Source organism: Luteibacter yeojuensis, assembly GCF_011742875.1.
Taxonomy (GTDB): domain Bacteria; phylum Pseudomonadota; class Gammaproteobacteria; order Xanthomonadales; family Rhodanobacteraceae; genus Luteibacter; species Luteibacter yeojuensis.
This window is the reverse complement of the sequence record NZ_JAAQTL010000002.1, coordinates 313,093-336,707: the sequence shown is the minus strand read 5'-3', so window position 1 is coordinate 336,707 and position 23,615 is coordinate 313,093. Positions and strand designations below refer to the sequence as shown.

The window sequence follows — 23,615 nt, the reverse complement described above, 5'->3', positions numbered from 1 at the left end:
TTCCTTGGAACGAGGTGATGGTTTGAAGTGGTTCCGTTGGCTCGTCCTGGCCGTGGCCCTGCTGGTCGCCGCGGCGGGGTTGTTCTATTGGTTCCTGCCGGCTTCCGTGGCCGTGCCCCTGCTAGCGCGGCGCGCGCACGGCCTCGTCCTCGACGACCTCTCGGGAACGCTGTGGAACGGCCGCGCAGGGCGCGTGGGGCTGGCCGACGGGCGCGAGCTGGGTGCCGCCACCTGGCGGCTGGGCCGGGACGCGATACTCGGCCGCACGCACCTGGACCTGCATCTCGACGGCCGCGCGGGACATTTCGACGGACACCTCGAACGCGCCGTGGACGACCGCATGGCCTGGTCCGGCGTGGATTTCCGCCTCGACGCCGCGGCGCTCGCGGGCATGGGCCTGCCCCCCGACCTCGTGCCCACGGGCGTGGTGGAAGGCCGCATACCGCGCGCGGAACTGCAGGGTAACTGGCCGGTGGTCCTCGATGCCGACATCGCGTGGCGAAGGGCCGCCCTGCGGACGCCCGAGGGGTACATCGGCCTCGGCAGCCTTGGGCTCAAGGCCGCGAGCACCGGCGGCGTTCTACGCGCCACCTTGGCCGACAACAGCGAAGGTTCGCTCGCGGTGAACGCCGTGCTCGCCGCCTCGCCGCTGGGCTGGCGGATCGAGGGCAAGCTGGCGCCGCGGCTCTCCGACAGCGCGCTGTCCCACCTTATCGCGCGTTTCGGCCCCCTGGGTCGCGACGGCTCCGTCAACCTGCAACGCAAAGCGGGGCTGGCGCCCCGGATCGCGACACTATGACCGATATCCTCGACAAGGCCCTGGCCGCCGCGCGCGACGCCGCGGGCGCGGCGGCGGACATCATCCTGCATTACTGGCGCGCCGGCGTGGACGTGATCGTGAAGGGCGACGATACGCCGGTCACCGTCGCGGACCGCGAGGCGGAACTCGCGATCCGCGGCATCCTCGCGCAGGCGCTGCCGGAAGCCGGCATCTATGGCGAGGAGTACGGCGCCGACGACACGTCGCGCGAGTACCTCTGGCTGGTGGATCCGCTCGACGGCACCAAGAGCTTCGTTCGCCGCACGCCGTTCTTCTCCACGCAGATCGCTTTGATGCATCGCGGCGAGCTGGTGTTGGGTGTCTCCTCGGCCCCGGTCTACGACGAGCGCATGTGGGCGGTGCGCGGGCGTGGCGCCTTCCTCGACGGCGAGCCCGTGCGCGTGGCGCCGACATCGGCGATGCGCGACGCGTCGCTCTCCCTGGGCAACGTGAAGACCCTCACGCTCGATGCGCGCTGGCATGCGCTGGGCGGGATGATCCGCGACAGCAACCGCATCCGCGGCTACGGCGATTTCTGCCATTACCACCTCCTGGCGCGCGGCGGTCTCGACCTCGTCGTCGAGTCCGACGTCAGCATCCTCGATGTGGCCGCGCTTGCCGTGATCGTGCGCGAGGCGGGCGGCGTGTTCACGGACCTCGACGGCCGGGCGCCGGACCTCGCCACGCGCAGCGTGCTCGCCGGCACGCCGGCCATTCACGCCGAAGCGCTTGCCAGGCTTCGCGGCGCTACAATCGGCCGATGAACAAACGTCCCACGATCCTCGCGACGCGCGATGCGCCCGACAGCCCCCTCCGCCGCGCGGAAGAGGTGGACCTGGAGTTCTCCAATGGCGAGCGCCGCACCTACCAGCGCCTGAAGGGCAGCGGTTTCGGCGCCGTGCTGATCGTCGCGATGCGCGATCCGCACACCGTGCTGCTGGTACGCGAGTACGGCGTGGGCGTGGACCGCTACGAACTCGGCGTGCCCAAGGGCCGCCTCGACCGCGACGAGACCACCGAGCAGGGCGCGAACCGCGAATTGAAGGAAGAAGTGGGTTACGGCGCGCGCAAGCTGAAGATCCTCGGCACGCTGTCGCTCTCGCCGTCGTACATGACCCATCTCGCCCACGTCGTGCTGGCCGAAGACCTCTACCCGGAGCGCTTGCCGGGCGACGAACCGGAAGAGCTGGAAGTGGTGCCGTGGCGCATGGACAGGCTGCACGAGTTGCTCGCCCGCGACGACGTCACCGAGGGCCGCTCCATCGCGGCGCTGTTCATGGCCCGCGAGTACCTCGCCGGCCGATACCACCCCGCGTGACCGCGCCCGCCGGCCAGTGGCTCGACCCCGTCTGCGCCATCGCGCGGCGTGCGGCCGATGCCATCCTCGCGATCTACGCGCAGGATTTCGAGGTCGTGTGCAAGGACGACGACTCTCCGGTCACCGCGGCGGACCTTGCCGCGCAGCGGGTGATCCAGGAAGGCCTGCAGGCGCTCGCCCCGGGCATTCCCGTGATCTCGGAGGAAGCGCTCGCCGCGCCCTGGGCGGAGCGGCGCACATGGCGGCGTCACTGGCTCGTCGATCCGCTCGACGGCACACGCGAGTTCGTGAAGCGTAACGGCGAGTTCACCGTGAACATCTCGCTGGTGGAGGACCATCGCAGCGTGCTCGGCGTGGTCCTCGCGCCGGTCACCGGCGATCTGTACGCGGCCGCCGCGGGCGAGGGAGCCTGGCGCCAGCGAACTCCCGAGGCCGACCGCGAACGGATCGGCACGCGGCGCGCCGACGGCCTGCTCATGGTGACGGGAAGCCGCTCCTATGGCACCGGGCGTACGATGGCCTTGCTCGACCGCCTCGGCGAGCACCGTACCTTCTCGCTCGGTTCGTCGCTGAAGTTCTGCGTGCTCGCCCGCGGCGACGCCGACATCTACCTGCGCCTGGGCGCCACCTCGGAGTGGGACACGGCAGCCGCGCAGTGCGTGCTCGAGGAAGCCGGCGGCGCCGTGCTCGACCTCGCCGGCCGCCCGTTCCGCTACAACACGCGCGATTCGCTCATCAATCCGGAATTCATCGCCTGCGGCGACACCAGCATCGACTGGGCCGCACGGCTCGTCGATCCCGAGGAGGGCGCGTGACGCGGCACGTCGAGGAACTCATCGCCATCATGGCGCGGCTGCGCGACCCGGAAAACGGATGCCCCTGGGACGCGAGGCAGAGCTTCGCCACCATCGCGCCATATACGATCGAGGAAGCCTACGAGGTCGCCGATGCCATCGACCGCGGTGACATGCACGACCTGCGCGACGAGTTGGGCGACCTGCTCTTGCAGGTGGTGTTCCATGCGCGCATGGCGGAAGAGGCAGGACACTTTGCGTTCGGCGACGTCGTGGCATCGATCTGCGACAAGATGCTGCGCCGGCATCCGCACGTGTTCGCCGACGTGACGCATGCCGACGACGCGGAGCGCTCGCGCGACTGGGACCGGCTGAAGGCCGAGGAGCGCGCGGCGAAGGGCTCGGCGGACGATAGCGCCCTGGCAGGCATTTCGCGCGGCCTGCCGGAATGGCAGCGTGCGGTGAAATTGCAGAAGCGCGCGGCGAACGTCGGCTTCGACTGGCCGGATCACCGGCCCGTGCTGGACAAGCTGGCCGAGGAACTCGACGAAGTGCGGCACGAATTCGACAACGGCGCCGATGAGGAACGCCTGGCCGACGAGATCGGCGACGTGTTGTTCGTCGCCGCGAACCTGGCACGGCATGCGAAGGTGGACGTGTCGCGCGCGTTGCGCGGCGCGAACGCGAAGTTCGAGCGGCGCTTCCGCGCGATGGAGGCGGTCGCGGAATCGGAAGGACGCGAGCTGTCTTCGTATTCGCTGGAAGACCAGGAAGCGTTGTGGACCCGCGTGAAGCGCGAGGGCATCTAAACCTGCGATATCCGACCTCGCGATATCCGTAGGAGCCGCTATAGCGGCGAGGAAACCTCGCGAAGCGGTCGCAAGATTGCCCTCGCCGCCATGGCGGCTCCTACACGGAGGGCGTGGCATCGCCGCTTCGTTGGCTTCTCGCCGCTATAGCGGTTCCCACATTAAGGAAGCGGGGCCTTGCGGCCCCGCCGTGTGCTTATTTCTGCATCCGCTGCTTGAACGCCTGCATTTCCTCGTGGCGCTTCTGGTCCTGCGCGAGGCTCTCGTCGAGGCTCTTGCGCAGCGTGGCGATGGCGGCGTCGACATTCTGCGGCCGCATCTGCGCACGGGCCAGGTGGCGGTACGCATAGTCGCGAACCATCGGGTTCTGCGACCTGGCCAGCACGTCGTTGTACAGCGCCGGCAGTTCCTTGGCGCGGCCGCTCATCACGTACACGCGCTCGAGGGCGCGCAGGTCGCCGATGACGCCGGCGTTGCGCATGCCGCGATGGCCCTGGCGGCCCCAGCCGCCATGCTGGCCACGGCCATGGTCGCGATCGCCACGGTCCCACTTCATGCCCTGGTGGCCATCGGCCTGGCCGGCCTGGGCCGAGGGGGCGCTGGGGGCCTTGGGCGAGGCGTCCTGCGCAAACGCGAAGGCGGCCGAGCCGGCGAGGAGGAGAGAAACGGCACTGGCGAGGAAGGTCTTGCGTTGCATAGGGTGGTCTCCGGTTGGGTGTCGCACAGGAGAAAACGTGCCGCCCCGGCGCCGGTTGACGGCCTCGTTGCCGTCCGGTCAGCTTCGCGTGAAGACGCGAGTGCAACCCTTTGCGCTCGGCCGGCATCCATCACTCGTTCAACGTATCCATTCGAAGGGGACACTCCATGCGTAAAACGATCCTTGCCTCGCTGCTCCTGTTGCCCGCGGCCGCGATGGCCGACAATACCCAGTGCAAGTTCCATGCGGACCGCAACCTCGACCTCGACCTCCGCGGCGTCCATGCCGTCCGTTTCGTCACGAACTCCTACGACCTGCTCGTTTCCGGCGGCGCATCCGCCGGCAAGGGCACGGTGCGCGGCAAGGCCTGCGCCTCCGACCAGGAGACCGTGGATAACCTGGTGGTCACCCAGCAGCGCGACGGCGACACGCTCGTCGTGGAGCTGAAGGACCAGCGCGAGCACGGCTGGTTCAGCGGCTGGGGCAACCGCTATGCCGACTTGAAGGTGGAGGCCACGATCCCCGCGGACGTTCCCGTGAAGATCCATGTCGGTTCCGGCGACGCGAAGGTGCGCAACGTGGCCTCGCTCGACGCCGCCGTGGGCTCCGGCGACCTCGAGGCGCACGACATCAAGGGCGAAGTGCGCGGTACCGTGGGTTCCGGCGATTTCAAGCTCGAGGACACCGGTGCGGTGGAGATCGACTCCGTCGGTTCCGGCGACTTCGGCGCGAAGCGCGCCGCCAGGGTGCGCATCGGCACGGTCGGTTCGGGCGATGCCACTGTCGCGAACGTGCAGGGCAATGTACAGGTCGGCACGATCGGCTCGGGCGACCTCGACGTGAACGACGTGCGCGGCGACCTGACGGTGCGCACGGTCGGCAGCGGCGATGTCCACCACCACGGCATCGCCGGCAAGGTCGACATCCCGCGCGATAACGACTGAGCAAACCCTTGTAGGAGCCGCTATGGCGGCGAGGGGAACCCGCGTCGCCGCTTCATCGCTTCGTGGGCTTCTCGCCGCTATAGCGGCTCCTACAGGAGCACAGGACCATCCGCTATGATCCCGTCATCACTGGCGGGATTTTTTCATGACATGGCTGCCCGAATCGCTGCGCCAGTTGCGCCGCGATGTCTTCTTCCTCGTGCTGCTCGCCGTGGCGATCCTGTTCGCGATCGTCATGCCGTCCCGTCTCCCCGCGTGGCCGGGCCTGGTCGACTGGCCCACCATCGCTGCGCTGGCTGGCCTGCTCCTGCTCACCAAGGCGGTGGAATACAGCGGCGCGCTCGACGTCGCGGGGCATTGGCTGATCGATCGCACCTCGACGCGTCGTGTCGCCGCGCTGGGACTGGTCGCATCCACGGCGCTGCTCTCGATGCTGCTGACCAACGACGTGGCGCTTTTCGTCGCGGTACCGCTGACCTTGCGCATGTGCCGCATCGCGCGCATGCCGGCGACCCGGCTCGTCGTGTTCGAGGCATTGGCGGTGAACGCGGGGTCGATGCTCACGCCGATCGGCAACCCGCAGAACCTGTTCCTCTGGCAGCAATGGAACAATGGGTTCGGCGGCTTCGTCTGGACCATGCTTCCGCTGTCCGCCGCGGCGCTGGTCCTTCTGCTCGGGCTGACGGCGCTCGCCTTTCCCGCGACCTCCCTGCAGGTGCACGAGCGCGTCGACGGGGAGGTCGACCGCACGATGCTGGTCGTCGCCGCGCTGCTCTACGTGCCGTTCATCCTCGTCGCCGACCTCGGGTTCGCGGGATGGGGCCTGCTCGGCGTGGCGATCGTGTTCCTCGCCTTGCGGCGGCGTGTCGTGTCGGGCATCGACTGGGGGCTGCTGCTCACCTTCGTGCTGATGTTCGTCGACCTGCGTCTGCTTGCCGGTCTGGACACGGTGACATCGTTCGTGGCGGGCCTCGGCCTGCAGCAGCCGTCGCACCTCTATGCCGCCGGGGCGCTGGCCTCGCAGGCGGTGAGCAACGTGCCGGCGGCGATCCTCCTCGCGGAGTACTCGCACGACTGGCGCACGATCGCGTTCGGCGTGAACGTGGGCGGGTTCGGTTTCGTGCTGGGGTCGCTGGCGAATCTCATCGCCCTGCGGCTGCTGGGCGAACGCGGAGCCTGGGGCGCGTTCCACCGCTGGTCGCTGCCGTTCTTCGCGGTGGTTGGATGTTTGGGGTGGCTGCTCTTGTAGGAGCCGCTATAGCGGCGAGAAAATCTTGCCTCGCGCTTCATCGCTTCGTTGGCTTCTCGCCGCTATAGCGGCTCCTACAAGGGGTCGGTCAGGCCTTGCGGGTGCCTTGCGCGCCCGTATTGCTGTTGCCCCGGTCGAACGCCTTGATGAAATCGCGTACCTGGGGATAGACGACGTCGCGCCAGCGGCGGCCGCTGAAGATGCCGTAGTGGCCGGCACCCTCCACGGTGACGTGCTTGCGGCGCTTCTTCGCGATGCCCTTGCACAGGTCGTGCGCGGCCTCGGTCTGGCCCGGACCGGAGATGTCGTCGAGTTCGCCCTCGATGGTGAGCAGGGCGGTGTCCTTGATCTTCGCCGGACGCACCGGTTCGCCGTGTACCTCCCAGGTGCCCTTGGGCAGGCGGTGCTCCTGGAACACGGTCTCGATGGTGTCGAGGTAATACTCGGCGGGCATGTCGAGCACGGCGTTGTACTCGTCGTAGAACTTGCGATGTGCTTCGGCGTCGTCGAGGTCGCCCTTGCGCAGGTTCTCGTAGAAATCCCAGTGCGACATGACGTGGCGGCTGGGATTCATCGCGATGAAGCCGGCATGCTGCAGGAAGCCCGGATACACGTCGCGCCCGGCGCCCGGGTACTGGTAGGGCACCTTGTGGATGAGCTGGTTGCGGAACCAGGACAGCGGCCGCGTCGTCGCGAGGTTGTCGACGCTGGTGGGGCTCTTCCGCGTGTCGATCGGGCCGCCCATCAGCGTGAGCGTGGCGGGGGTGGGTTCGCCGCGCGCCGCCATCAGCGACACCGCCGCAAGCACCGGCACGGTCGGCTGGCAGACGGAGACGACGTGCGCGCGATGCACGCCCACGTGACGGATGAATTCCTCGATGTAGGACACGTAGTCGGCCAGCGAGAACGCGCCTTCCTCCACCGGGATCATGCGCGCGTCCACCCAGTCGGTGATGTAGACCTTGTGGTCGCGCAGCAGCGTGCGCACGGTGTCGCGCAGAAGGGTGGAGTGATGGCCCGACAGCGGTGCGACCACCAGCACGGCCGGGTCGTGCTTCATGCGGTCCACGGTGGCCTGGTCGTCGGAGAAGCGCTTGAAGCGCTTCAGCGTGCAGAACGGCTTCGCCATCGAGACCTGCTCCACGATGGCCACGTCGTGGCCATGGGCGTGGACGCTGTGGATGTCGAACTCGGGCTTCTCGTAGGCCTTGCCCAGGCGGTACATCAACTCGCAGCCCGCCGCCGCCCGGTCGGCACCCGGCATGCGGGCGAAGGGGCTGGCGATGTCGCCGAACATCTTGGCGCCAGCCTCGGCCCAATAGGAAAGTGGGCTGAGCATCGAGCGTTGCCATTCGTGCATGAGATAGAGCATGCAGCTTGAGTCCGCGACCTGGGAATGCCGCGCATCATAACCAGTTGCGCCGCGCCATGTGTGAAGCTGCTGTTTTTGCTCGATTTAAATCCCGGTTTTGCGGCAGACCAGCAGAACCTCGTCCACGCCCGGCGCCGGCTCGAAGCCCGGCGTGAAGGCCAGCGGCTTCTGGAAGCGCACGCCCAGCGGCATGAAGACGCGGTTGTACCACCACATCGCCCGGGCTCTCTGGTGGGTCAGGAACCACTGGCCCAGGTCGAGCAGCTTCGAGGACTTCGGCTGCATGCCGTACACCGCGCTGCGCTCGATGGCGAAGCCGTGGCGGGCGAGCAGCGCGCGGATGGCCTCCGGCTCGTAGCGCCGGTAATGGCCCACGAAATCGTCGAAGGCGGTCCAGGCATCCGGATGGAGGGGTACCGAGATCAACAGGCGCGCGCCGGGTTCCGACACGCGGGCCAGTTCGCCCAGGGCCCCCTCGTCGTCGACCACGTGCTCGAGGATGTCGAACGCGCAGACGAAGTCGAAACTGGCGTCGCGGAACGGCAGGGCGCCGATCATCGCGTTGGCCACGCGCGCACCGTGGCGGCCCAGTTCCGCCAGGGCCGGGCGGCTGAGGTCGACGAACTGGGTGTCCGCGAGCGGCAACCGCGGGCGCAGGCCAGGAGCCACCTCCAGCCGGCGCGCGGTCTGGGCCGCCAGCTCGGCCACGAGGGGCCAGGTGTTGAACTGTTCCGGCGCGAACAGCTTCGCCTCCGACCACAGGGCGTCGTAGAAGCGTTTGTTGCTGCCGATCAGGTCGGCGTCGGTCCGTCGCGCCGACGGGCCCGAGGTGAACGATGCGATGGTCATGCGATACCTCGGGAGATAGGGAGTCGGACTAGCGCAGCCGCGCCAGCTCGCGCAGCAGGGGCAAACGCCGCACGCGGACCGCCGTGGCGCGGAAGACGGCATTCGCCAGTGCCGGTGCCGCCGACGGCACGGCGACCACGCTCGCCCCCGCGGGCGAGGCGGTGGACGGCACGACGACCGTCTCCACCTCGTACGGCATGGGCTGGGTGGCGGCGATCGGATAATCGCGGAAGCCTGTCTGCTGCACCTTACCGTCCTTCACCGTGATGGCGAGGTTGAGGGCGGTGGAAAGCGCATCCACCGTGGCGCCCTGCAACTGCGCTTCGAGGCCAAGCGGATTGATGGCGCGGCCGACGTCGGCCACGCAGACCACGCGGCGGATGTCGATGCCCTCGTCGGTCGGCGCCACTTCGATGGCATGCGCCACATAGGCGCCGAATACATAGGCGCAGGCGATACCCAGGCCGTTCTCGCTGCGCAGCCAGCGGCTCCAGTCGAGCTTGTCGGCGGCCAGCTTCAGCACGTTGGCCAGGCGGCCCGTGTCGATCGGGCCGCCGCGGCCGTTGTACGGCAGCTGCCGGGGGTCGCCCAGCAGGGCCAGGCGGAAGTCGAGCGGATTCGTCTTCGTGGCGTGCGCGAGTTCGTCGATGAAGCTCTCGCTGGCGAAGGTGGGCGTGACGTTCGGCGAGCCGCGCCACTCGCCGCGGGCGAGCCGCGACGACAGTGGATACCAGTCGCTGCGGAAGTTGGGCACGAGGCCGGCGGGCAGGGCATCGGGAACCACCTCGGACTGCCACAGCCGGTTGTCCGGGGCGCCACGGCCGGTGGCCGCGGAGGGGCTCGCCATGCGCTGGTGCCAGCCCACGATCTGCTTCTTGCGATCCAGCGAGGCGTTGAAGCGATGCACGGCCAGCGGCCGGTAGTAGTCGCGGGCGAGGTCGTCGTCGCGCGTCCAGAGCAGCTTCACCGGCCGGTTGCGGATCTCGTCCGGCTTCTTCGCCAGCGCGACGGCCATGGCCTCCGCGACATAGTCCTGTTCGAGCCGGCGACCGAAGGCGCCGCCGCCGCGCGGCACCTGGATGTCGATCTGGTCGGGGCGCAGGCCGGTCATGCGTTGCACCACCGTGTAAACCTGGCGCGGTACCTGCGTGGCGGCGATGACCGTGACGCTGTTGCCGGGATCGAGACGGACGACGCAGTTCGGCGTTTCCGCCGTGGCATGCGCTATCCAGGGCTGGAAATACGTGGCTTCGAGCGCGCGCGCGGCCTTCTTGCGCGCCGTGGCGACGTCGCCGTCGTTGCGCACGATCGAAGGCGTGACGCTTTCGTCGTCGAACGCCTGCACGGCCTGCTGCTCGAGCGCGGAAGCGGCCGGTTCCGGATTCGCGTCGGCCTTCCACCGGGCCTTCAGCGCCTCGCGACCGCGCAAGGCCGACCAGGTGTCGCGCGCCAGCACGGCAAGGGCCGGGGCCTGTGCCGTCATGCCGGGAGGCTGGTTGGGCTCGGGCGCGATGTCGAGGATGGCGTAGACGCCCTCGACCTTTTTCGCGGCCTCGCGGTCGGCGCTGTCGAGCGTGCCGCCCGGATAAGGGCAGCGCGCGAGCACGGCGATCACGGGATCGCCGATGCTCTCGTCGAAGGCGTAGCGCAAGGTGCCGGTGACCACGGCGCGGGCGTCCACGTCGCCGGCCGGCTGGCCGATGAGGCGGTAACGGTCGGGCGACTTGAGCGGCGGCGGTGTCGCAGGGGCATCGATGCCCGCGGCGGCCGAGGCCAGGTCGGCGTAGGAAAGGCGCCGGCCGTCCGTGGCGATCACCATGCCGTTTTCGCCGCGCAGTTGTTCGGCGGGAACGCCGAGGCGGCGCGCGGCCGCCTGCAGGATCAGCCAGCGGCCGAGCGCGCCGGCCTGGCGCAGGTCGGCCCATGCGGCGGGAATGCTGGTGGCGTCGCCGCTGCGTTGGCGGCCATAGATGAATTTCGGCTCGCCGTTGCCCACGGTCACGCCCAGGCCCAGGGGCTCGACGATCACCCGCGTCCAATCGGCGTCGATCTCCTCGGCGATGATGCGAGCCAGCGACGTGGACGTGCCTTCGCCGTTGTCCGGATCGCGCACGCCGATGAAGATGCGTCCGTCCGCGGCGATCCGCAGGTAAGGGCCGACCTGCGCCCAGGCGTCGCCGAGCAGGGCCAGCGGCGGCGGACGGTCGACCGCGCCAACGGCACCGATGCCGATGACCAGTCCGCCCGCGGTACCGGCGGCGAACTTCAGGAAGCGGCGGCGCGAAAGGCGAACCTCGCCGCTCATGCCTTACCGTCCTTCATGGCACCGGCGGCGCGCTTGATCGCCTTGCGGATGCGACCGTAGCTGCCGCAGCGGCAGAGGTTGCCGATCTTGTCGATGTCCGCGTCGGAGGGATTCTTCTGCCGCGAGAGCAGTTCCACCGCGGCCATGATCTGGCCGGGCTGGCAATAGCCGCACATGATCGCGTCCTCGTCGATCCAGGCCTGCTGCACCGGGTGCAGCGTGCCGTCGTCGCCGGCGAGGCCTTCGACGGTGGTGACGCGCTTGCCGCGCATCTTCTCCATCCTCGTCTGGCAGGCGGCCACGGCCTTGCCGTCGACGATCACCGTGCAGAAGCCGCAATCGCCCTGGTCGCATCCGTACTTGGCGCCGGTAAGGCGAAGCACGTCGCGCAGATACCACAGCAGCGGCATGGTCTCGTCGCCGGTGTGGCGATAGCGTTTGCCGTTGACGATGACGTCGATGCCTTCGCGGACCGGCTTGCCGACCGCGGGCTGGCCGGCCTCCTGGCGGGGCGGAACGGGTACGGGAGACGTCGGGCCTTGCTGTGCCATCTGCTGTCCTCGGGGAATCCCGGGCATTGTGGCATCCGGGGCCGGGATCGGCGAGCGCCTTTACTGAACGGGCGCCGCTTTACCGAGCAGTCGTCGCCATACGGCATAGACGGGCAGGCCCGCGAACACCACGAGGCAGACCACGCCCGCGCTGAGCGGCTTGTCCCAGGCATAGGCGACGACCACGGCGACGACCGTGAGCAGGAAGACGAGCGGCAGGAGCGGATAGGCGGGCGTCACGAAGGCCGGGCGCCCCGCCGTGTGGCGCCGATACCAGAAAAGCGTGGCGATGGTCACGGCGTAGGCCGCCCAGTCGCCGAAGGTGGCGAAATCGAGCAGCTGGCCGTAATTGGCGGCCAGCACCAGCACGATGGCCCAGAGCGACAATGCCATCAGGGCGATGTTCGGCGTCCGGTAGCGCGGATGCAGCTTCGCCACGCTGGCGAAGAACAGGCCGTCCTCCCCCATCACCTGGAGCACGCGCGCGCCGGCCACGAGGGTGATGTTGCAGAAGCCGAGCGTGGAGATCGCGATGCCGATCGCGATGATCTTCGCACCGGTGTCGCCGAACACGCGGCTCATCACGTCGGCCGCGGGCGCCTGGCTCGCTGCCAGGCCGTCGTGGCCGAGCACGGCGAGATAGGCATAGTTGGTGAGCACGTAGGCGGCGATCACGACGAGCATGCCAAGCACGAGCGCGCGCGGCAGCGTGCGCTGCGGATCGCGCACCTCGCCCGCCAGGTTGTTGAGGTAGCTGAAGCCGGAGAACGCGAACAGCACCGGCAGCAGCGCGCCGGCGAGGCCGCCCGTCACGTGGGTGGCGCTCGGTGCCAGCGCCTGGGTGGTGCCGGCACCGGCGAAGGCGAGGCCGGTGACGACCAGCACCGCGATGGCGGTGAGCTTGAGGATGGCGAAGACGTTCTGCACCTGGGCGCCGAAGCGGATGCCGAAGAGATTGAGGCCGGTGACGAAGACCAGCGCCCCCACGGCCAGCGGCTTCACCAGCGTCGGCGACAGGCCGAAGACGGAGGTCGCGTAACTGCCGAAGATCGTCGCGACCGCGGCGCTGCTGCCGCTGTAGATCACCAGCAGCATCGTCCAGCCGAACAGGAAGCCGGCGAGGCGGCCGAACGCCTCGCGCAGGTAGACGTAGCTGCCGCCGGCTTCGGGCCGCCGCGCGCCGAGTTCGGCATAGCAGAGGCAGCCGACCAGGGTGAGCAGGCCACCCCCCACCCAGAGAGCCAGCAGCACCAGCCCGGAGTCGGTGCGCTGCGCGGCGATGCCGGGATTGAGGAAGATGCCGCCGCCGATAATGCCGCCAACGACGATGAGCGCGGCGTCCATGAGGGTGAGGCGTCGGGCGTAGCCGGGATTTTCCATGGGGGTGGCGGTAACGGGAAAGCGTGCAGGATGGCTTGTGTCGCCCCGACGGTGCAAGCTGGGGTCGCTTCCTGGCGGCTCGGCTTCGCCATCGCGGCGGAGCTTGAGCGCTTGAGCGAGGCGGCGGGAGCCCTCGGCCGTCCCCCTCGGCGCTACGCTGCGGTGTCGCTTGGGAAAGGAGGGCCGCTGCGCGGCCAGTGTCCTATGGCTTGCGCCCCGACGCGCACGGACAGTCGGCGGGGTTTTCCGACTCGACATCCCTGTCTCGGCGGAAAAGGCCGGCCATCCTGGCCGGCCCCCTTCGGGCCTTATCCGCCGACCGTCCTCACCTCCGCTACCCGCGCCGAGGAGGACGGCCGAGGGCTCTACCCCTCACTGAGGTGCGGATGACTAACCACGCGATGGCATGCACGGCCAAGGTTCCGACTATCGCCGTCGACCAGGTGGCGACGCTGTAAGTCGATTCAAGCGAATTTGCTCCGAAAAAATCATCGAGCCAGTCGTACACGGCCGTAGGAAGGAAGAAGTACGATGAGTCGTCCACGGCAAGCCATGTGATGCCATAAATGTGCGTCGCTACGATCAGCCACGACACCCACCCGATGACATGCTTGAGTCCGGTTACCATACTTGCACCGTACCGTAGGACATGATCTTCGTGCCGGGAATCTCTTCCGTTGTCGTGGTTCGAAGCAAACGGTGGAGCATGTAAAAATCAGACGTGCGTTCGAGGGTAATGCAGCCCTCGCTGATGCCGCGCGGACCCTTTGGGTGCAGCCGAAAGTTCCCGCGAAGCACCCCGTCACACCAGCGCTCGTCATCGATAACCCGGTCTTTTGCGTATAGCGCGAACCAGTCTCCCTTCACGGCGTTATCGAAAACGTTGAACTGCCTCTGCGGTCTGTCAACGATGTAATACATGCCTGCGGGAATGGGGCCTTTGTTAGGTACACACATGTGCGTGCGTCGATTCCGGAACTCTCCGTTCCCGGAAAATGCCTGGAACGAAAAGCCGCCGATGGACAGCGCCGTCTTGGGCTTCAACTCGAAAATGCCATGCAACACGCGTTACTCCTTCTGGCCCGATTCGGCCGCAAACGATTTAATGAGGCGGCACGGCTGCCACGTGCGTGCCGCGTTGTAGCTGGTTTTTTCCTATGCGTGTTTGAGAAGAATGCTCATCGATAGGCGGAAGGCGGCTAAGCCAGCAATTCTGGGGACGGCAGGTTGGCAGCGAGCGCCCGTCGCCGTGGTGGGCACTCCCAAAAAGGGGCAGTGACTTCGTCGAATGATTGGGATTTTCCTCAGGCGGCACCGATAGATGTCGCATCCGAGGCTCGTATGGGCGTGAGTCGCTGGGCTCCTGCTTTCGCAGGAGCGACGTTGTATGGGGCGGTATGAAAACGCCTGCGTGGTGCGGTTTCGGGGGAGATGCGCACGCTTCTTGCACGACACTGCGGCGTTTTGCTTTTGCTCGCCCAGCCAGCTATCTCAGTGATCGGAGAGGTGTCGGGCTGCGCCCCTCAGAGCGAGTTCGGTCGCTTGCGACCGCATGTCTGAGCGCTGAGGGGCGCAGCCCGACACCTCCGGCCAAGCGCCACGGTGTACGAGGTCGAACGCGATGGCGAAGCCGAGCCCGGCGGGCTAGAAAAGATCGCGGACCAGCCGGACCAGTGCCTGGCTGAAGGTCGCCGAGGCGGCCACCATCGCGATGGTCGTCGCCCAGACCAGGAGCACCAGCGCGCCGTCCCTTTCCACGAGAGCGAAGGCGAAAGCGACGAGCATGCCGCCGAAGACGTAGTTGGTGAACGGAATGGGCAGGGCGAGGAGGATGCCGACGAGGATCATGATCGCGCCGGACACGAAGGTGAAGGGATGGCGCGTGAGCCGCTGCATGCGCGGCTTGCAGATGCGTTCCAGGCGTCCCGTCATCGGCGCGATGCGGTCGAGGAAACGCAGCAGGCCCTCGCGCGACATCGTGCGCCGGCGCAGGAACCCGGGAATCCACGGGTGCTCCAGGCCGATCAGCATTTCCAGGCCCAGTGCGACCACGAGCACGCCCATGATGCCGCCGATGCCGACCGGCACGGGGATGAAGTTCGGGATCGCGAGCAACAGCAGGAGGAAGCCGAACGCGCGGCGGCGCAGGGGTTCGAGCAGCTGCTCGATGGTGACCCGCTCATCGGGCGCGGACATGAGCGCCGCCCTCAGCAGGGCGGCGGTCTTTTCCTCGCGGGGCTCTTTGTCCGGGCTCATGGGCCGACTGTCGCCGCCCCGGCTTGAACCCGCATTGAACCGCGGCGCTCATTCGTCGGCGGCGACTTCATCCGTTCGCACCGTGCTCACCAGCACCTTGTCGATGCGCGCGCCGTCCATGTCCACGACCTCGAAGCGATGGCCCTGCCAGGTGAAGGCTTCACCGGCGCGCGGGATGTGGCCGAACTGCGTGGTGATCATGCCGGCCACGGTACGGAAATCGTGTTCTTCCTCGTTCGGCAGGCGTTCGAGCTGGAGCAGTTCGCGCAGGTCGTCGGCCGGCAGGGAGCCGTCGACCAGCCAGCTGCCGTCCTCGCGGCGCACGATCGGGCCTTCCGGGCCGTCGTCGTCCGCGGCCGGCGCGGTGGCCCCCACGACGGCCGTGAGCAGGTCGTTGAGCGTGACCAGTCCTTCGATATCGCCGTATTCGTCCACGGCCAGGGCCAGTTGCGTGTCCGCGTCGCGGAACGCCTCCAGCAGGTCGAGCGCGCGCGCCGTGGCGGGCACGAAGAGGGGGCGGGCCACGTGGGCGAAAAGGTCCATCGGGCCGCCGTCCAGCGATACCAGCAGCGACTTCACTTCCACCGTGCCGACGACCTCGCTTTCGTCGCGCCGGTAGACGGGGTAGCGGGAGAATTGCGTCTCGCGCAGGACCGCCAGGTTGTCTTCCAGCGGCGCCGCGACGTCGAGCCAGGCGATCTTCATGCGCGGCGTCATCACCGAGCCCACGCTGCGGTCGCCCAGCCGCAGCACCCGGTTCACCATGTTGCGCTCGTCGCTGTCGAGGATGCCCTGCTCGGCGCTTTCGGCCACCAGCAGGCGGATCTCCTCCTCGGTGGCCGCGCTGGCGCCCACGCGGTGCAGGCGCAGCACGCGGAGGATGCCCGTGGAGAGGTGGTTGAGCAGCCAGACCATCGGCAGGGTGATGCGCGAGACCACCAGCATCGGCACGGCGATCTGGCACGCGATGCGTTCCGGCGCGGACAGGGCGGCGCGCTTGGGCACCAGTTCGCCGACGACGATCTGGACCAGCGACATCAGGAGGAAGCCGAGCAGCCAGCCGAGGATGCGGGCATAGGGTTCCAGCCAGGCCGCGCCACCGCCGTGGATGAGCCCGGTGAAGTGTTCGCCCAGCCTGTCGCCGGCCACGGCGCCGGTGACCAGGATGATCAGGGTCATGCCCACCTGGACCGTCGAGAGGAAGCGCTCGGGGGCCTCGGCCAGCTGCAGGGCCACACGGGCGCGGCGGCTCTCGCGGGCCATCTGCTTCAGGCGGCTCTTCCGCGACGCGACCACGGACATTTCCGACAAGGCGAAGAAGCCGTTGCCGAGTGAGAGAACGAGGACCAGCAGGATTTCGGTGAGCATCGGGCGCTTATATAGCAGATGGCCGCGTCGGATCGTGGAGGCGTCCGCCTCCCCAGTCCGGTAACATATTGGTCACAAATTCCCCCAGGTTCCCAGGCAACCCCATGTTTTCACTCCAGACGATGTTCGGTAAGGGCGACAAGTTCTACGGCCTGCTCGAGGCCAGCGCCGAGGCCGCCCGAGAGAGCGCCCGGGCCATGCACGAACTGGTCACCCAGACCGACCGCACCCCGGTGATGGCCGCCTTCAGCACGGCCCGCGCCCGCGAGAAGGCGCTCCACGGGCAGATCGGGGAGGAACTGGTGAACACCTTCGTCACCGCGCTGGACCGCGAGGACATCGAGGCGCTGAACTCCGCGCTGTACAAGATTCCCAAGACCATCGAGAAGTTCGCCGAACGCTACGTCATCGTCGCCGAGCGTCTCCAGGGCATCGACTTCGGCCAGCGCGCCGCCCTGCTGGAACGCTCCGCCGAGGTCGTGGTGGCCATGATCGGCCAGCTGCGCCACGGCCTGAAGATCGACCCGGTAAAGAAGCTGCGCGACCAGCTCCAGGCGCTGGAGTCGGAGGCCGACCGCCTGCTCCTCGATCCGTACCGCACGCTGTACGCGGAGGGCTCCGACCCGCTGCGCGCCATCCTGGCGAAGGATCTCTTCGAGCTCGTCGAGAAAGCGGTCGACAAATGCCGCGATGTCGGCAACGTCGTCTACTCCATCGTGCTCAAGAACTCCTGACGGCGGGATTCCCATGAGCATGGTCATCGCGGTCGTCCTGATCGCTCTCGCTTTCACCTACATCAACGGCTTCCACGACACGGCGAATTCCATCGCGACCGTGGTCGCGACCAAGGTGCTCACGCCGGGGCAGGCCGTGCTGCTGGCGGCGGTCACCAACCTCGCCGGCGCCCTTTGGGGCACCGCCGTGGCCGCCACGATCGCCTCGGGTCTGATCGACACCGGTGTGGTCGAGGTCGGCTCGCAGCTGCTGATCAGCGCGCTGCTTGGCGCCACCATCTGGAATCTCATCACCTGGTGGCTGGGCCTGCCTTCCAGTTCCAGCCATGCGCTGGTCGGCGGCCTGTGCGGCGCCGCGCTGGCGGCGGCGGGGGACAACCTCCATTCGATCATCTGGTGGCAGGACGGGGCGCACTGGTGGTTGGGCAAGGGCGTGATCCCGAAGGTGATCGTGCCGATGATCGTGTCGCCCTTCCTCGGTTTCGTCATCGGCTTCCTCATCATGGGGGGCCTCTATGCGCTGCTGGGGTTCTTCTCCAGCCGCCGCGGCCCCTTGCGCCGCTTCGGCCGCACGCCCTTCGTGAACAGCTTTTTCGGCAAGGCGCAGATCGTGTCGGCGAGCGCCATGGGCCTCTCCCATGGCATGAACGACGCGCAGAAGAGCATGGGCATCATCGCGCTCGCCCTGGCCGGCGCCACCGCCGCGGGCCAGTTCGACCACCTGCCGGCGTTCCTCCATTTCCTGCGCATTCCCCACGATCCGGCGGCCGCCGGCGGCTTCCCCATTCCCGTGTGGGTCAAGGTGGTCTGCGCGCTGACGATGGCCGGCGGCACCGCGGGTGGCGGCTGGCGGATCATCAAGACCCTCGGCCACAAGATGGTGAAGCTGCACCCGATCAACGGGTTCGCCGCCGAAGGCAGCTCGGCCGCCGTGATCCTCACCGCATCGGTCCTCGGCGTGCCGGTGTCCACCACGCACAACGTGTCCGCTTCCATCATGGGCGTGGGTGCCGCGAAGCGCTTCAACGCCATCCGCTGGTCGGTGGTCGAGCGCATGGTGTGGGCCTGGATACTGACGTTGCCGATCACGGCGGGTATCGGCTACGGCCTGGTGAAGCTGAGCAACTGGTTCTTCTGACCCTGCGGCGTCATCGCTTCCCTGGCTTCTCGCCGCCATGGCCGCGCCCGCATTACAGGGCGTCGGCTTCGCCGTTGACCACCTGTTCCAGCTGGTCGCCCGTGGCGCCCAGTTCCCCGATCAACCGCGCGAGTTCGCGTTCGTCCAGGTAGTCGTACGGACGGTTCTCGCACAGGTGGAGGTACGGGGAGCCGTCGAGGTCCGCTTCGGCGAGGTACCCGGTGCGCTGTTCCCAGTTGAAACGGAGGCAGCGGCGGGCGTCCACCCCCGCCAGTGGGCCGATCGGCGTGGACAGGCGCAGGAAGCGCTGGCCCTCGCCATCCTCCAGCTCCGCAAGGTAGATGCCCTGATGGCGCCCGTCGGGGAGCTCCAGGTCGAAGCTGATGACGTAGGGCTCGTTCTGGCGGAGCTTATGGATGCCGCCGACATGGGAGCGAATCGCTTCGAAGTGTCGCATGGCCGTCGTCCACACATCCGTCGTGAGGGTTTCCGGATGGTAACCTCATCGGCGTTTCGGAACATGCAGGAAACGACCATGAGCGATGAATGGGACGCCGACGCCGCCAGCGAGACCCGGGCGCGCCGCATCATCGAGGCGGTCGCGGCCATTCCGAGGGGGCGCGTGGCCAGTTACGGCGCCATCGCGGCGCGCGCCGGCTACCCGGGGCGCGCGCGCCTCATCGGCAAGGTGTTGGGGGAGGCCCCCAACCGGCTGGACCTGCCCTGGCATCGCGTGCTGCGCGCCGACGGGCGCATCGGCATACCCGCGGGCACGCGCGGTTACCGGGAGCAATGCAGGCGACTCAAGGCCGAGGGCGTCGTCGTGAAGGACGGCCGCGTGCCCATGACGGCCTTCGGGCTCGACCACGACCTGGACAGGGCTATCTGGGGACCGCCGGGCTGACCCTCAGCGGTAGGTCACCTCCGTCAGCCTCCAGGGGCGCGAGGCATCGCGGTGTACGGCGTACTCCAGCAGGCGGTCGTGGACCGGGCCCGGTATCGAGCGGATGTCGACGGCGCGGACCACGGCATCGACCCGGCGCCCCTCGGGGCAGTCCAATCGTCCTTCGCGCAGCGGGCAGGGTTGCTCCAGGACATAACCGCTGAAGGCGATGCGGCCGCCGGCGGCAAAGCCGGGAGGGATGCCGGCCAGAAGGCTTCCGGCGACGAGTGCGGCAGTTACGAACGCTCTGTGCATGACATCCTCCTCAAGGATGAAGTCGCAGTGGATCGCGGGCGTCGTGCCCGGTCCCATTAGCCGTCATCGCGCGTCGAAAGAAAACGACCCCCGTCGCAAATCGGCGTAAGCAAATGTTCGTACGGGCGTCGTCCGGCGGGGCGCCGCGGCGGCGGTTTGCTAGCATGGACACATGCAGTCCCACGCACTCGATCTCCTTCATTCCGTTTTCGGCTATCCCGGATTCCGCGGGCAGCAACAAGCCATCGTCGAAGCGGTCGCCGCCGGCGGCGACGCGCTCGTGCTCATGCCCACCGGCGGCGGCAAGTCGCTCTGCTTCCAGATCCCCGCACTCATGCGCGAGGGCACCGGCATCGTGGTGTCGCCGCTCATCGCCCTGATGCAGGACCAGGTCGACGCGCTCGGCGAGGCCGGCGTGCGTGCGCGCTACCTCAACTCCAGCCTGGACGCCGTCACCCAGCGCGAGGTGGAAGACCAGCTGCTCGCCGGCGAACTGGACATGCTCTACGTGGCGCCGGAGCGCCTGCTCACCGGACGCTTCCTCGGCTTGCTCGATCGCATTCCCATCGCGCTCTTCGCCATCGACGAGGCGCATTGCGTGTCGCAATGGGGCCACGACTTCCGCCCGGAATACCGTGAGCTCGCCATCCTGCACGAGCGTTTCCCCGAGGTGCCGCGCATCGCGCTCACGGCCACCGCCGACGAACGCACGCGCGAGGAAATCGTCGAGCGGCTGAACCTGCACGAGGCCCGCCGCTTTGTTTCGAGCTTCGACCGGCCCAATATCCGCTATCGCGTGGCGCCGCGGCAGAACGCGCGCCGCCAGCTGCTCGACTTCCTCGACGCCCATCGCGGCGAGGCGGGCATCGTCTATTGCCTGAGCCGGCGTAAGGTCGACGAAACGGCCGCATGGCTCGCGGAAGCCGGCGTCGACTCGTTGCCGTACCACGCAGGCCTCGACGCCGCCACGCGCACGCGACACCAGCAGCGTTTCCTGCGCGAAGAGGGCGTGGTGATGGTCGCCACGGTGGCCTTCGGCATGGGCATCGACAAGCCCGACGTGCGTTTCGTCGCGCACCTCGACCTGCCGCGCAGCATGGAAGGGTATTACCAGGAAACCGGTCGCGCCGGCCGCGACGGGCTGCCGGCGGAAGCATGGATGATCTACGGCCTGGGCGACGTCGTGACCATGAGCCAGATGATCTCGCAGTCCGAGGCGGGCGATGCGCGCAAGCGCATCGAACGGCTGAAGCTCGATTCGCTGCTGGGTTATGCCGAAGCCACGCGCTGCCGGCGCCAGCTGCTGCTGGAGGCGTTCGCGGAAATTTACCCGGAACCTTGCGGCAACTGCGACAACTGCCTGCAGCCGCCCAAGACCTGGGACGCCACCGTCGCCTCGCAGAAGGCCATGTCGTGCATCTATCGCAGCGGGCAGCGCTTCGGTGCCGGCCACCTCATCGACATCCTGCGCGGCGAGGCGTCCGAACGCGTGCGCGACCTCGGCCACGACAGCCTCACGGTGTTCGGCGTCGGTGCCGACATGGACGCCACGCAGTGGCGTTCGGTATTCCGTCAGTTGCTGGCGGCGGGGCTCGTCGAGGCCGATCCCGAGGGCTATGGCACGCTGCGGCTCTCCGCCACCAGCGGGCCTGTGTTGAAGGGCGAGCGCAAGGTGTGGCTGCGCGAGGACGCGCGCCCTGCGAAGGGGCGTCGCACGACGCGGTCCACGCCCGCCGCCGCGGGCGCCTCGCTCGGCATCGAGGAGATCGAGCAGCCGCTCTGGAACGAACTGCGCCGCGTGCGGGCCGAACTGGCCAGGCAGCACGGCGTGCCGGCCTACGTCATCTTCCACGACGCCACCCTGCTGGCCATGCTCCGCGCCCTGCCGGGCAACGAAGAAGAGCTGGCCTCGATCAGTGGCGTGGGAGAGAACAAGCTCAAACGCTACGGAAAAGATTTCCTCGCGGTCCTGACCGCGGCGGGGTGATAGCCTAGCCCGATGCCGCGGGCGGCCTGCGGCAACGACCAGGAGTTTCCGTGCACGACGCCACGCCGCTCATCGCCACCCTCGTCGGCGGCCTTGTCCTCGCCTTTGTCTTCGGCGCGCTGGCGCTCCGGCTGCGCCTGCCGGTACTGGCAGGCTATCTGGTCGCCGGCGTCGTCGCCGGGCCATTCACGCCAGGCTATGTCGCCGACGCGCACATCGCCCAGGAACTCGCCGATCTCGGCGTCATCCTGCTCATGTTCGGCGTGGGCCTGCACTTTTCGCTGAAGGACCTGCTGGCGGTCAAGGCCATCTCCATCCCCGGGGCCGCCGCGCAGATGGGCGTCGCCACCGGCCTGGGCATGCTGCTGGGCTGGTGGCTGGGCTGGCCGCCGGCGCAGGGCTTCGTCTTCGGCCTCGCGTTGTCGGTGGCCAGCACCGTGGTGCTGCTTCGCGCGATGGAGGAACGTCGTCTCCTCGACACCGACCGCGGCCGCATCGCGGTGGGCTGGCTGATCGTCGAAGACCTCGCGATGGTGCTGGCGCTCGTGCTGCTGCCGGCCATCGGCGGTTTCCTTGGTGCCGGGCACGACGGTCCCGCGCCGACGGTCGGCGCGTTGATCGAAACCGTGGCCTGGACGATCGGCAAGGTGGTCGTGTTCGTCGCGCTGATGCTGATCGTCGGCAAGCGCGCCATTCCCTGGGTGCTCCAGACCGTCTCCGCCAGCGGCTCGCGCGAACTGTTCCGCCTGGCCGTGCTGGCCATCGCGCTGGGCGTCGCGTTCGGCGCCGCCCATCTGTTCGACGTGTCGTTCGAGCTTGGCGCCTTCTTCGCCGGCATGATGATGGGTGAGTCGAAACTCTCGCAGCGTGCGGCGGAGGAAACGCTGCCGCTGCGCGACGCCTTCGCCGTGCTTTTCTTCGTCTCCATCGGCATGCTGTTCAATCCGCGCATCCTCGTCGAACAGCCGTGGGTCGTCCTCGCCGCATGCCTCATCATCGTCGTGGGCAAGTCGCTCGCCGCGTTCGTCATCGTGCGCGCGTTCGGACGCCCGCCCAAGACCGCACTCACCATCGCCACCAGCCTCGCGCAGATCGGCGAGTTCTCCTTCATTCTCGCGGGCCTGGGCGTCTCGCTGGGTCTGTTGAGCTCCCAGGCGCGCGACATCCTGCTCGCCGCCGCGATCGTTTCCATCCTGATCAATCCGCTGCTGTTCGTGGCACTCGACCGCTGGATCGCGCGGCACGACGCCGACACGCCGGACGACCACCCGGACATGGCCGGACACACCGTCCTGGTGGGCCACGGCCGCGTGGGCCGTCGCGTACTCGCCGAACTCCAGGCGGTCGGCGCGCGCACGCTGCTGATCGAATCGGACGAGGACGCCGTACGCGAACTCCGCGCGCGCGGCGACGTGGAGGTGGTGGTCGGCAATGCCGCCGCGGCGCCTGTCCTTGCGGAGGCGAACCTTGCCGAGGCCCGCGCATTGATCGTCGCCGTGTCCGATCCCTTCGAAGGCGGCCAGATCGTCCGCGCCGCACGCGCCCTGCGGCCGGACCTGCCGATCGTGGCGCGCGCGCACTCGCCCGAATGCGTGGGCCACCTGGGCGGCCTCGGTGCCAGCGAAGTCGTCTACGGAGAACAGGAAGTGGCCCGGAGCATGTTCGCGGCGGCCCAGCCGAAGCGCGAATCCACCCATTGAGCCGGACGAACGGCAGGAGCCGCCATAGCGGCGGAAAGCCGACGGAACGTCGCGGCCGCAGCGCATGTCCCCTCGCCGCCATGGCGGCTCCCGCAGTGTGCTTGTGCAAGATTTCCGGACACGCGGCGATAACAATCCGGTCGTTA

The 23,615-nt window shown here is 68.2% G+C and carries 23 protein-coding genes; 12 read left to right on the top strand and 11 right to left on the bottom strand.

Features of this window, described 5'->3' with window-relative positions; translation table 11 throughout:
- Positions 1-22 precede the first annotated feature (22 nt).
- Genes gspN through mazG form a run of 5 tightly spaced genes read left to right on the top strand, consistent with a single transcriptional unit; the run spans position 23 to position 3,741 of the window.
- Positions 23-799, top strand: a complete 777-nt coding sequence (gene gspN, locus HBF32_RS16450) for a type II secretion system protein N (protein ID WP_166700867.1) — start codon at positions 23-25, stop codon at positions 797-799.
- Positions 796-1,584 carry an inositol monophosphatase family protein gene (locus HBF32_RS16445; protein ID WP_166700866.1) on the top strand — a complete coding sequence of 263 codons (789 nt, stop codon included), beginning with the start codon at positions 796-798 and terminating at the stop codon, positions 1,582-1,584. The genes gspN and HBF32_RS16445 overlap by 4 nt, the downstream gene beginning before the upstream one ends.
- Positions 1,581-2,138, top strand: coding sequence for an ADP compounds hydrolase NudE (gene nudE, locus HBF32_RS16440; RefSeq protein WP_166700865.1), 558 nt, complete (start codon positions 1,581-1,583; stop codon positions 2,136-2,138). The genes HBF32_RS16445 and nudE overlap by 4 nt, the downstream gene beginning before the upstream one ends.
- The gene (cysQ, locus tag HBF32_RS16435; RefSeq protein ID WP_166700864.1) at positions 2,135-2,953 is read left to right on the top strand and encodes a 3'(2'),5'-bisphosphate nucleotidase CysQ; all 819 of its coding nucleotides are present in this window, start codon (positions 2,135-2,137) and stop codon (positions 2,951-2,953) included. The genes nudE and cysQ overlap by 4 nt, the downstream gene beginning before the upstream one ends.
- Positions 2,950-3,741 carry a nucleoside triphosphate pyrophosphohydrolase gene (gene mazG / locus HBF32_RS16430; protein WP_338039819.1) on the top strand — a complete coding sequence of 264 codons (792 nt, stop codon included), beginning with the start codon at positions 2,950-2,952 and terminating at the stop codon, positions 3,739-3,741. Before cysQ ends, mazG begins: the two co-directional genes overlap by 4 nt.
- Positions 3,742-3,937: 196 nt before the next feature.
- On the opposite strand, the gene HBF32_RS16425 is transcribed toward mazG, so the two are convergent.
- Positions 3,938-4,438 (bottom strand): hypothetical protein, encoded by a 501-nt coding sequence (locus HBF32_RS16425; protein WP_166700863.1) that lies wholly within the window; start codon positions 4,436-4,438, stop codon positions 3,938-3,940.
- A 167-nt stretch (positions 4,439-4,605) separates the two neighbouring features.
- Here HBF32_RS16425 and HBF32_RS16420 point away from each other — a divergent pair, with 167 nt between their 5' ends.
- Complete coding sequence (locus HBF32_RS16420) at positions 4,606-5,382, top strand: GIN domain-containing protein (RefSeq protein ID WP_166700862.1); 777 nt, start codon at positions 4,606-4,608, stop codon at positions 5,380-5,382.
- 145 nt (positions 5,383-5,527) lie between these two features.
- Positions 5,528-6,631, top strand: coding sequence for an SLC13 family permease (locus tag HBF32_RS16415; RefSeq protein WP_166700861.1), 1,104 nt, complete (start codon positions 5,528-5,530; stop codon positions 6,629-6,631).
- Between the two features lie 88 nt (positions 6,632-6,719).
- On the opposite strand, the gene HBF32_RS16410 is transcribed toward HBF32_RS16415, so the two are convergent.
- The 8 genes from HBF32_RS16410 to HBF32_RS16375 form a co-directional block, all read right to left on the bottom strand.
- A complete protein-coding gene (locus tag HBF32_RS16410) occupies positions 6,720-8,003 on the bottom strand; it encodes a polyhydroxyalkanoate depolymerase (protein ID WP_166700860.1) in 1,284 nt (427 codons plus the stop codon).
- A gap of 84 nt (positions 8,004-8,087) precedes the next feature.
- On the bottom strand, positions 8,088-8,852 hold the full coding sequence (locus HBF32_RS16405; RefSeq protein ID WP_166700859.1) for a class I SAM-dependent methyltransferase: 765 nt from the start codon (positions 8,850-8,852) through the stop codon (positions 8,088-8,090).
- Positions 8,853-8,880: 28 nt separating this feature from the next.
- A complete protein-coding gene (locus HBF32_RS16400) occupies positions 8,881-11,157 on the bottom strand; it encodes a xanthine dehydrogenase family protein molybdopterin-binding subunit (RefSeq protein WP_166700858.1) in 2,277 nt (758 codons plus the stop codon).
- The gene (locus HBF32_RS16395; protein ID WP_166700857.1) at positions 11,154-11,708 is read right to left on the bottom strand and encodes a (2Fe-2S)-binding protein; all 555 of its coding nucleotides are present in this window, start codon (positions 11,706-11,708) and stop codon (positions 11,154-11,156) included. Before HBF32_RS16395 ends, HBF32_RS16400 begins: the two co-directional genes overlap by 4 nt.
- Before the next feature lie 60 nt (positions 11,709-11,768).
- The gene (locus tag HBF32_RS16390; RefSeq protein ID WP_166700856.1) at positions 11,769-13,088 is read right to left on the bottom strand and encodes an APC family permease; all 1,320 of its coding nucleotides are present in this window, start codon (positions 13,086-13,088) and stop codon (positions 11,769-11,771) included.
- A gap of 621 nt (positions 13,089-13,709) precedes the next feature.
- Complete coding sequence (locus HBF32_RS16385; RefSeq protein ID WP_166700855.1) at positions 13,710-14,153, bottom strand: tlde1 domain-containing protein; 444 nt, start codon at positions 14,151-14,153, stop codon at positions 13,710-13,712.
- A gap of 579 nt (positions 14,154-14,732) precedes the next feature.
- Positions 14,733-15,344, bottom strand: coding sequence for an exopolysaccharide biosynthesis protein (locus tag HBF32_RS16380; RefSeq protein WP_166700854.1), 612 nt, complete (start codon positions 15,342-15,344; stop codon positions 14,733-14,735).
- A 48-nt stretch (positions 15,345-15,392) separates the two neighbouring features.
- Positions 15,393-16,712 carry a hemolysin family protein gene (locus HBF32_RS16375; RefSeq protein ID WP_166700853.1) on the bottom strand — a complete coding sequence of 440 codons (1,320 nt, stop codon included), beginning with the start codon at positions 16,710-16,712 and terminating at the stop codon, positions 15,393-15,395.
- A gap of 104 nt (positions 16,713-16,816) precedes the next feature.
- Between HBF32_RS16375 and HBF32_RS16370 the strand changes: the two genes are divergently transcribed.
- Together HBF32_RS16370 and HBF32_RS16365 are read left to right on the top strand one after the other, a co-directional pair.
- Positions 16,817-17,446 carry a DUF47 domain-containing protein gene (locus HBF32_RS16370; RefSeq protein ID WP_166700852.1) on the top strand — a complete coding sequence of 210 codons (630 nt, stop codon included), beginning with the start codon at positions 16,817-16,819 and terminating at the stop codon, positions 17,444-17,446.
- A 13-nt stretch (positions 17,447-17,459) separates the two neighbouring features.
- Positions 17,460-18,584, top strand: coding sequence for an inorganic phosphate transporter (locus HBF32_RS16365; protein ID WP_166700851.1), 1,125 nt, complete (start codon positions 17,460-17,462; stop codon positions 18,582-18,584).
- Between the two features lie 52 nt (positions 18,585-18,636).
- On the opposite strand, the gene HBF32_RS16360 is transcribed toward HBF32_RS16365, so the two are convergent.
- The gene (locus tag HBF32_RS16360) at positions 18,637-19,041 is read right to left on the bottom strand and encodes a hypothetical protein (protein ID WP_166700850.1); all 405 of its coding nucleotides are present in this window, start codon (positions 19,039-19,041) and stop codon (positions 18,637-18,639) included.
- Between the two features lie 78 nt (positions 19,042-19,119).
- Here HBF32_RS16360 and HBF32_RS16355 point away from each other — a divergent pair, with 78 nt between their 5' ends.
- On the top strand, positions 19,120-19,488 hold the full coding sequence (locus HBF32_RS16355; RefSeq protein ID WP_166700849.1) for an MGMT family protein: 369 nt from the start codon (positions 19,120-19,122) through the stop codon (positions 19,486-19,488).
- A 3-nt stretch (positions 19,489-19,491) separates the two neighbouring features.
- On the opposite strand, the gene HBF32_RS16350 is transcribed toward HBF32_RS16355, so the two are convergent.
- Entirely contained in the window at positions 19,492-19,782 is a 291-nt protein-coding gene (locus tag HBF32_RS16350; protein WP_166700848.1) for a hypothetical protein, read from the bottom strand.
- Positions 19,783-19,954: 172 nt separating this feature from the next.
- On the opposite strand from HBF32_RS16350, the gene recQ reads away from it, so the two are divergent.
- Positions 19,955-21,769, top strand: a complete 1,815-nt coding sequence (gene recQ / locus HBF32_RS16345; protein ID WP_166700847.1) for a DNA helicase RecQ — start codon at positions 19,955-19,957, stop codon at positions 21,767-21,769.
- Positions 21,770-21,819: 50 nt separating this feature from the next.
- Positions 21,820-23,469, top strand: a complete 1,650-nt coding sequence (locus tag HBF32_RS16340; protein ID WP_166700846.1) for a cation:proton antiporter domain-containing protein — start codon at positions 21,820-21,822, stop codon at positions 23,467-23,469.
- The last annotated feature ends 146 nt before the right edge of the window (positions 23,470-23,615 follow it).

Coding starts and splice junctions, on each gene's coding strand:
- HBF32_RS16420 (WP_166700862.1), top strand. CDS start 4,606: ATGCGTAAAACGATCCTTGCCTCGCTGCTCCTGTTGCCCGCGGCCGCG.
- HBF32_RS16380 (WP_166700854.1), bottom strand. CDS start 15,344: ATGAGCCCGGACAAAGAGCCCCGCGAGGAAAAGACCGCCGCCCTGCTG.
- HBF32_RS16395 (WP_166700857.1), bottom strand. CDS start 11,708: ATGGCACAGCAAGGCCCGACGTCTCCCGTACCCGTTCCGCCCCGCCAG.
- HBF32_RS16360 (WP_166700850.1), bottom strand. CDS start 19,041: ATGCGACACTTCGAAGCGATTCGCTCCCATGTCGGCGGCATCCATAAG.
- recQ (WP_166700847.1), top strand. CDS start 19,955: ATGCAGTCCCACGCACTCGATCTCCTTCATTCCGTTTTCGGCTATCCC.
- HBF32_RS16415 (WP_166700861.1), top strand. CDS start 5,528: ATGACATGGCTGCCCGAATCGCTGCGCCAGTTGCGCCGCGATGTCTTC.
- HBF32_RS16375 (WP_166700853.1), bottom strand. CDS start 16,712: ATGCTCACCGAAATCCTGCTGGTCCTCGTTCTCTCACTCGGCAACGGC.
- HBF32_RS16445 (WP_166700866.1), top strand. CDS start 796: ATGACCGATATCCTCGACAAGGCCCTGGCCGCCGCGCGCGACGCCGCG.
- HBF32_RS16365 (WP_166700851.1), top strand. CDS start 17,460: ATGAGCATGGTCATCGCGGTCGTCCTGATCGCTCTCGCTTTCACCTAC.
- HBF32_RS16350 (WP_166700848.1), bottom strand. CDS start 19,782: ATGCACAGAGCGTTCGTAACTGCCGCACTCGTCGCCGGAAGCCTTCTG.
- HBF32_RS16410 (WP_166700860.1), bottom strand. CDS start 8,003: ATGCTCTATCTCATGCACGAATGGCAACGCTCGATGCTCAGCCCACTT.
- HBF32_RS16390 (WP_166700856.1), bottom strand. CDS start 13,088: ATGGAAAATCCCGGCTACGCCCGACGCCTCACCCTCATGGACGCCGCG.
- nudE (WP_166700865.1), top strand. CDS start 1,581: ATGAACAAACGTCCCACGATCCTCGCGACGCGCGATGCGCCCGACAGC.
- HBF32_RS16425 (WP_166700863.1), bottom strand. CDS start 4,438: ATGCAACGCAAGACCTTCCTCGCCAGTGCCGTTTCTCTCCTCCTCGCC.
- HBF32_RS16355 (WP_166700849.1), top strand. CDS start 19,120: ATGAGCGATGAATGGGACGCCGACGCCGCCAGCGAGACCCGGGCGCGC.
- HBF32_RS16370 (WP_166700852.1), top strand. CDS start 16,817: ATGTTTTCACTCCAGACGATGTTCGGTAAGGGCGACAAGTTCTACGGC.
- HBF32_RS16400 (WP_166700858.1), bottom strand. CDS start 11,157: ATGAGCGGCGAGGTTCGCCTTTCGCGCCGCCGCTTCCTGAAGTTCGCC.
- HBF32_RS16405 (WP_166700859.1), bottom strand. CDS start 8,852: ATGACCATCGCATCGTTCACCTCGGGCCCGTCGGCGCGACGGACCGAC.